The sequence below is a fragment of the Nocardiopsis chromatogenes YIM 90109 genome, assembly GCF_000341185.1.
GTDB classification, from domain to species: domain Bacteria; phylum Actinomycetota; class Actinomycetes; order Streptosporangiales; family Streptosporangiaceae; genus Nocardiopsis_A; species Nocardiopsis_A chromatogenes.
In genome coordinates this window covers 1-6,866 of record NZ_ANBH01000270.1, presented here as the reverse complement: position 1 = coordinate 6,866, position 6,866 = coordinate 1, and the positions used below count along the sequence as shown (strand labels likewise).

Annotated in this window: 7 protein-coding genes and 1 tRNA gene; 7 read left to right on the top strand and 1 reads right to left on the bottom strand. The window is 73.0% G+C overall.

Annotated elements, in window-relative coordinates; translation table 11 throughout:
- The 3 genes from D476_RS0124760 to D476_RS0124750 all read left to right on the top strand — a co-directional run.
- Window positions 1-509 (top strand): PUA domain-containing protein (locus D476_RS0124760; RefSeq protein WP_026123829.1); only part of this gene is annotated, 509 nt, incomplete at its 5' end.
- Window positions 510-829: 320 nt separating this feature from the next.
- Window positions 830-2,086: a glutamate-5-semialdehyde dehydrogenase gene (locus D476_RS0124755; protein ID WP_017626608.1), complete on the top strand. Its 1,257-nt coding sequence runs from the start codon at window positions 830-832 to the stop codon at window positions 2,084-2,086.
- A 333-nt stretch (window positions 2,087-2,419) separates the two neighbouring features.
- The gene (locus D476_RS0124750; protein ID WP_017626607.1) at window positions 2,420-3,232 is read left to right on the top strand and encodes an SAM-dependent methyltransferase; all 813 of its coding nucleotides are present in this window, start codon (window positions 2,420-2,422) and stop codon (window positions 3,230-3,232) included.
- Window positions 3,233-3,331: 99 nt separating this feature from the next.
- On the opposite strand, the gene D476_RS0124745 is transcribed toward D476_RS0124750, so the two are convergent.
- A complete protein-coding gene (locus D476_RS0124745) occupies window positions 3,332-4,396 on the bottom strand; it encodes a M48 family metallopeptidase (protein WP_017626606.1) in 1,065 nt (354 codons plus the stop codon).
- Window positions 4,397-4,686: 290 nt separating this feature from the next.
- Here D476_RS0124745 and nadD point away from each other — a divergent pair, with 290 nt between their 5' ends.
- The 4 genes from nadD to D476_RS0124725 all read left to right on the top strand — a co-directional run bounded on the left by nadD (window position 4,687) and on the right by D476_RS0124725 (window position 6,635).
- The gene (gene nadD / locus D476_RS0124740; RefSeq protein WP_026123828.1) at window positions 4,687-5,349 is read left to right on the top strand and encodes a nicotinate-nucleotide adenylyltransferase; all 663 of its coding nucleotides are present in this window, start codon (window positions 4,687-4,689) and stop codon (window positions 5,347-5,349) included.
- The gene (rsfS, locus tag D476_RS0124735; RefSeq protein WP_017626604.1) at window positions 5,346-5,738 is read left to right on the top strand and encodes a ribosome silencing factor; all 393 of its coding nucleotides are present in this window, start codon (window positions 5,346-5,348) and stop codon (window positions 5,736-5,738) included. Before nadD ends, rsfS begins: the two co-directional genes overlap by 4 nt.
- Window positions 5,739-5,821: 83 nt before the next feature.
- Window positions 5,822-6,448 (top strand): histidine phosphatase family protein, encoded by a 627-nt coding sequence (locus tag D476_RS0124730; RefSeq protein ID WP_017626603.1) that lies wholly within the window; start codon window positions 5,822-5,824, stop codon window positions 6,446-6,448.
- Window positions 6,449-6,562: 114 nt separating this feature from the next.
- Window positions 6,563-6,635, top strand: a tRNA-Ala gene (locus tag D476_RS0124725).
- Window positions 6,636-6,866 lie beyond the last annotated feature (231 nt).

Genomic DNA, 6,866 nt, shown 5'->3' with positions numbered 1-6,866 from the left:
TGGGGGGGGAGCCGGTGGGCACCCTGTTCACCGCCTCGTCCAAGCGGAGGCCCACGGCCCGGCAGCTGTGGCTGGCGCACGCGACGGCGGGACGGGGCACGGTGGTCCTGGACCCCGGGGCGGTGCGGGCCGTGGCCGCCGAGCACGCCTCGCTGCTGCCCGCCGGTGTGGTGAAGGTCGAGGGCGAGTTCAGCGCCGGGGACCCGGTCGACCTGTGCGACGAGGACGGGCGGACGGTGGCCCGCGGGCTGGTCAACTACGACGCCGCGGAGATCCCGATGCTGATGGGGCGCTCCACCCGCTGGCTGGCCCGCGAGATGGGCCCCGAGTACGAGCGGGAGATCGTCCACCGCGACGACATGGTGCTGCTGGACCGCGCCCGGCCGGTCGGCGGGGCGCGCACGGCGGAGGCCGGAGGCCGCGACGCCCCGGACACCTCGCGGGAACCGGGCACGCCGGACGGCCCGCCCTCGAAGGCGACGGCCCCGACGGGCGGCTCCTCGGCGTAGGCGGTCCCCTGTGTGCTCCGCCCGCGTCGACGTCCCGCGATGACCTCGGCGGGAGCGCTGCCGTTCCGGAGCGCTCGGCGGCGCCCTCGCCGTGGCCACCGCCAGAGGGGCGTTCGATGCCGACCCCGCACGGCGCCCCTGCCGGGCTCCACGGAGGCACCGGGCCGACGCCCGCCGGGACCGCGCGATCCGCGCTCCCGCCCCACCGGCCCGACCCGGTCGGCACTCGCCCCACCCCGGCGGGGCCGCCCGGAATAAGCTGGGCATACGCCCGACACCCGATCCACGACCACGACACTCCCGAGCGGATGGAACCCCTCATGAACGACACCGAGCGCGAGGTGCACGACGCCGCCCGCAGGGCCAAGGACGCCGCGGCCGACCTCGCACCGATGAGCCGGGCGGACAAGGACGAGGCGCTGGCCATGGTCGCCGACGCGCTGGTCGCCGAGGCCGCCTCGATCGTCGCCGCCAACGCCGAGGACCTCGACCGGGCGCGCGCCGCCGGTGAGACCGAGGCCTACCTCGACCGCCTCGCCCTCACCGAGGAGCGCGTCTCCGGCGTCGCCGACGCGGTCCGCGCCATCGCCGAGCTGCCCGACCCCGTCGGCGAGGTCGTCTTCGGCTCCACCCTCCCCAACGGCCTGGAGCTGCGCCAGACCCGGGTGCCGCTGGGCGTCGTCGGCATCATCTACGAGGGCCGCCCCAACGTCACCGCCGACGCGGCGGCGCTGTGCCTCAAGAGCGGCAACGCCGCCCTGCTGCGCGGCTCCTCCTCGGCCTACTCCTCCAACGTCCGCATCGTGGAGGTGATCCGGGGCGCCCTGGAGAAGACCGGCGTCCCCGTCGACGCCGTGCAGCTCGTGCCCGGTTCGGGGCGCGACTCGGCGCAGGCGCTGATGGGCGCCCGGGGGCTGGTCGACGTGCTCATCCCGCGCGGCGGGGCCAACCTCATCCAGGCCGTGGTGCGCGAGTCCACGGTGCCCGTCATCGAGACCGGTGCCGGGAACTGCCACGTCTACATCGACGAGCACGCCGACCTGGACAGGGCGGTGTCCATCGCGGTCAACGCCAAGGCGCAGCGGGTGTCGGTGTGCAACGCGGCCGAGACGCTGCTGGTGCACGAGCGGATCGCCGAGCGCTTCCTGCCCCGGTTCCTGCGGGAGATCGGCGACCTGGGCGTGACCGTGCACGGCGACGACCGGGTGCGCGCCTTCGACGACCGCGCCGTGCCCGCCACCGAGGACGACTGGACCACCGAGTACCTGTCGATGGACCTGGCCGTGAAGGTGGTCGACACCCTGGACGAGGCGATGGCGCACATCCGCGCCTACTCCACGGGGCACACCGAGGCCATCGTCACCGACTCGCAGGCGGCGGCGCGCCGCTTCACCTCGCGGGTGGACTCGGCGGCGGTCATGGTGAACGCCTCGACCCGGTTCACCGACGGCGGGGAGTTCGGCTTCGGCGCGGAGATCGGCATCTCCACCCAGAAGCTGCACGCGCGCGGCCCGATGGGGCTGCGGGAGATGACCTCCACCAAGTACATCGTCACCGGTGACGGCCAGGTGCGCTGACGGAGGGCGCGCCCTCGAAGGGCCTGCGGGGCCCACCGCGCTCACGGCGCGGTGGGCCCCGCCGTCGTCTGCGGTGCTCGGCGCCGTGCGCGGTGCCGGTCCCGGTGTGCCCGACCGCCCCGGCCGCTCCTCGAAGGCGGCGCGGCCATCCGATTCCGCCTTCGTATGGGCCCGGCGACTTCATGTCCGCAGGTGAGCGCTGTACACCGCCGACCGGGTGCTGGGAGGCGGCCGGACAGGCGGGCCAGGTGGGCACCGAACGGCGCTCGGTGGGCCTCGTGAGGCGCTACGATGCCGGAGCTGTAGGAGTTTTCGCGTTACCGGGAGCCCCCCATGACCAACGATCAGCAGCCGTCCGGAGCGTCGTTCGACAGCGGGGTGCCCACGGCCGCCCGCGTCTACGACGTCATGCTCGACGGCAAGGACAACTACGCCATCGACCGCCAGGTGGCCCAGGCCAGCCTGGAGGTCATGCCCGAACTCAAGGAGATCGCCCGGCACAACCGGGAGATCCTGCACCGGGTCGTCCGCCACCTCGCCGCCGACCAGGGCATCGACCAGTTCCTCGACCTGGGGTCGGGGCTGCCCACCGCGCGCAACACCCACGAGGTGGCCCAGCAGGCGAACCCGGCGGCGCGCGTGGTCTACGTCGACATCGACCCGCTGGTGTCCGCGCACGGCCACGCCATCCTGGCGGAGAACGCCTACACCCACGTCGTGACCGGCGACATCCGCGACCCGCGCAGCGTGATCGACCACCCGGAGGTGCGCGGGCTCATCGACTTCGACCGGCCGGTGTGCGTGATGCTGTGCGGCATCCTGCACCACCTCCTCGACGAGGAGGACCCGGGCGGCATCGTCGCCGCGTTCCGGGACACGGTCGTCTCCGGGTCCTACTTCTTCATCACCAACTTCACCCGCCTGGGCGACGCACCGGAGAGCGTGGAGCTGGAGCGGGTGCTGCTGAGCCAGCTCGGCACCGGCCGGGTGCGCACCACCGAGGAGCTGATGGCCTACTTCGACGGGATGGAGCTGCTCGCCCCCGGGCTGGTCCCGCTGCCGCTGTGGCGGCCGGACGGCATCGTCCCGGACAGCACCTCCATCGCGGCGCGCTTCATGACCGGGGGAGTTGCGCGCAAGAACTGAGCGCGCGAGGACCGGGCGCGCGGCGGGGCGCGGGGGCCGGGCGGGTCCGGTGCCCGCGCCCCCTGCCGTCCGCCGCGTCGGCGGCGGGGGCGCGGCCCGTCAGTTCTGTCCGCTCTGTCCGCTGTCGGAGCCGCCCCGGGTCCCGGCGCCCTTCCAGCGCTCGGCGACCGTGTCGAAGATCTTGCCGCCCGCGTTGGCCGCGGTCCCGGCGACGTCGCGCACCATGCCCACCAGCGGGTCCGAGGAGCGCTCCCAGGACTGCTTGTAGGAGTTGGCGGCGCTGCGCGCCTCCTCGCTGACCGAGGCGTCCTTGTCGGTGGCGCGGCGCGGGTAGTCCCCCGCCAGGATGGTGCGGTAGGAGCCGTCCTCGATCCAGCGGTGCAGCTCGGCGGTGCGCACCACGGCGAAGGGGTGGGTGGTGCCGATCAGGCTCATCAGCTTCAGCAGGCTGTCGCGCGCGTCGCCGCCCTCGTCGTACTCCCGGGCCTGCTCCAGGAAGGCGTCGGTGTTCATCTCGGCCAGGCGCGAGCCGCCCGCCATCTTCATCAGCGCGCGCTTGGCGGCGTCCGGGTCCTGTGCGGCGAGCAGGCCCGCGCGGTCGCAGGACAGCTCGGACTTGCGGTACCACTCCTCCAGGGCGGCGACGATGGCGCGCAGGCCGATGTAGCCCAGCGGGATCCAGGCCACGCGCGCGGCCAGGTTGATCAGCGCCAGCAGCATGGTCCGGTAGACGGCGTGGCCGGACAGGATGTGGCCGACCTCGTGGCCGACGACGAAGCGCTGCTCCTCGGCGTCGAGGAGGTCGAACAGCCCGCTGGTCATGACGATGAACGGCTTCTGGCTGCCGATCGCCATGGCGTTGGGCTTGGGGTCCATCTTGATGTAGAGCTCGGGGACCTCCTTGAGGTCGAGCACGTAGGCGGCGTCGCGCACGTAGTCGTGCACCTCGGGGAACTGGCGCTCCCCGACCCGCACGGCGCCGGACAGGAACATCAGGCGCAGCGCGCGCTCGTTGAACAGCCCTGAGAGTTTGCGGAAGACCTCGTCGAAGCCGCGCAGGGACCGCAGGGCGACCAGTGCGCCGCGGTCGGCCGGGTGCTCGTAGGCGCGGGAGGAGATGTCGTCGAGTCGGACGCGGGCGCGGTCTGGTGTGTTGGTGGCCATGTCGGCATGCTATGCGCGCCTCCCCGGCCGACGCCACGATTTCCGGCAACGAGATATGACGCGAATGCGCCACCGTGCGGAACGCCCACGGTGCGGCGGTGGGGCCGCTTCCCGGCGCCGCGCCCGGAGGGGCGCGAGGGGGTCGGAGCCCCGACCGCGGGCCCCGGCCGCCGCGCGCGGGGACGCGCCCGGGGGCGGGTGCGCGGACGGCGTGGTGGGCGCCTTCGGTTAGTCTCGGCGGCGGCTGGAAAAACCGGTGTAAAGGGAGCGATGAGGTGGCGAACGGAGCGATGGGCGCGGGCGCCAGCCGGGGGCCGGGCGGCCCACGACGCGTGGGGGTCATGGGCGGTACGTTCGACCCGATCCACCACGGGCACCTCGTCGCCGCCAGCGAGGTCGCCCACCTGTTCCACTTGGACGAGGTGCTCTTCGTCCCGGCGGGGCGGCCCTACCAGAAGGACCTGGCCAAGGTGGCCCCGGCCGAGGACCGCTACCTGATGACGGTCATCGCCACCGCGGAGAACCCGCAGTTCAAGGTGAGCCGGATCGAGGTCGACCGCGAGGGCCCCACCTACACCATCGACACGCTGCGCCAGCTCCGCAGCGGCTACGGGCCGGACGTCAAGCTGTTCTTCATCACCGGGGCCGACGCCCTTGGCGCTATCCTGAGCTGGCAGAACGTGGACGAACTCTTCGAACTCGCGCATTTCGTGGGCTGCAACCGGCCCGGGCACCGGCTGACCGACACCGGCCTGCCCGACGGCAAGGTCAGCCTGGTGGAGATCCCGGCCCTGGCGATCTCCTCCACCGAGTGCCGGGAGCGCGTGAGCAAGGGCGAGCCGATCTGGTACCTCGTCCCCGACGGGATCGTCCGCTACATCAACAAGACCGGGCTCTACCTCGACGACCCGTCGGCGGGGCGGACCCCAGGGGAGGCAGCTACTTCATCGTGACCGCTACGGACAGGGCCGTCGAGCTCGTGAACATCGCCGCCGAGGCGGCTTCGGACAAACTGGCCCAGGAGGTCGTCGCCTTCGACGTGAGCGACCAGCTCGTCATCACCGACGCCTTCCTGCTGTGCTCCGCCCCCAACGACCGGCAGGTGCGCTCCATCGTCGACGAGGTGGAGGAGCGCCTGCGCGAGGCCGGCGCCAAGCCGGTCCGCCGGGAGGGCGAGCGCGACGGGCGCTGGGTGCTGCTGGACTACATCGACATCGTCGTGCACGTCCAGCACGAGGAGGAGCGCGGCACATACGGCCTGGAGCGGCTGTGGAAGGATTGCCCCGTGATCACCCTGCCGGAGAGCGCGCGGGGTCGCGAGCGCACCCAGGACGGCGCCTGAGAGGCCCGTGGGACGGCCCCTGAGGGGGCCGGTCCGCCGACGATCAGCGCAGACCTGCACCGACCCGCACAGGAGTTGAGTCGATGGCCGAATCCCGTCGTGTCCTCTGCTGGCGCCACGGCCAGACCCAGTGGAACGCCGAGAAGCGCTTCCAGGGGCAGTCCGACATCCCGCTCGACGACGTCGGGCGGGAGCAGGCCCAGCGGGCGGCGCGCCTGCTGGCCGCACTGCGGCCGGATGCCGTCATCGCCTCGGACCTGCGCCGCGCGGCGGACACGGCCGGGTACCTGTCGGAGGCCACCGGCCTGGCCGTGCACACCGACAAGGGGCTGCGGGAGCGCTTCGGCGGGCCCTGGGAGGGGCTGACCACCGCGGAGATCCGCGAGCGGTGGCCGGAGGAGAACGCCCGCATGGACATCCCCGGCGGCGAGCCCATCGAGGAGGTGGGCGAGCGCGTCGCCGAGGCGGTCGAGCGCGGGCTGGAGCGGGTGCCCGAGGGCGGGCTGCTGGTGGCCGTGGGCCACGGGGCGGCGCTGCGCGCGGGCATCAACCGGATGCTCGGGCTGCCGGTGGAGATCCGCCAGGCGCTGGGACCGCTGGGCAACTGCTCGTGGTCGGTGCTGGGTCCGCTGCGCGCGGGCGGGTGGCGCCTGCTGGAGCACAACGCCTCCAGCCTCCCGGAGGAGAGGATCCTCGGCGACGACAGGTGAGCGCGTCCGCGCAGGTCCAGGGGGCGCGATCGGAATCCGTTTCGACTAATCGGGCGGATTCCGCTATCGTTCAGGGTGTCGGCAGGGCGGTTCCCCCGCCCTCGCCGGACCCGAGGGGCTATGGCGCAGTTGGTAGCGCGCCTCCATGGCATGGAGGAGGTCTGGGGTTCGAATCCCCATAGCTCCACTGAAGGAAACGGCCCGGTGCGGATGTGATCCGCACCGGGCCGTTCGTCGTTTCCCACTGGGCTGCTCCCTCCCGCGGTTCCGAACGGCCCCGGCCACCGCGCGGGGAAGCGCTTTCATCACGGGCCCCGTCCCACTTCCGTGACGAACTACTGGGAGCGGGAGCCGAAAGATCAGCCGGTGTCGGAGGAGATCTCCCTGCCGGCTGCGACCCGGCTGCTGTGGGCCATGG

Excerpts from the sequence above, each read along its gene's own strand:
- D476_RS0124755 (WP_017626608.1), top strand. The coding sequence starts at position 830 with ATGAACGACACCGAGCGCGAGGTGCACGACGCCGCCCGCAGGGCCAAG.
- D476_RS0124750 (WP_017626607.1), top strand. The coding sequence starts at position 2,420 with ATGACCAACGATCAGCAGCCGTCCGGAGCGTCGTTCGACAGCGGGGTG.
- D476_RS0124745 (WP_017626606.1), bottom strand. The coding sequence starts at position 4,396 with ATGGCCACCAACACACCAGACCGCGCCCGCGTCCGACTCGACGACATC.
- nadD (WP_026123828.1), top strand. The coding sequence starts at position 4,687 with ATGGGCGCGGGCGCCAGCCGGGGGCCGGGCGGCCCACGACGCGTGGGG.
- D476_RS0124730 (WP_017626603.1), top strand. The coding sequence starts at position 5,822 with ATGGCCGAATCCCGTCGTGTCCTCTGCTGGCGCCACGGCCAGACCCAG.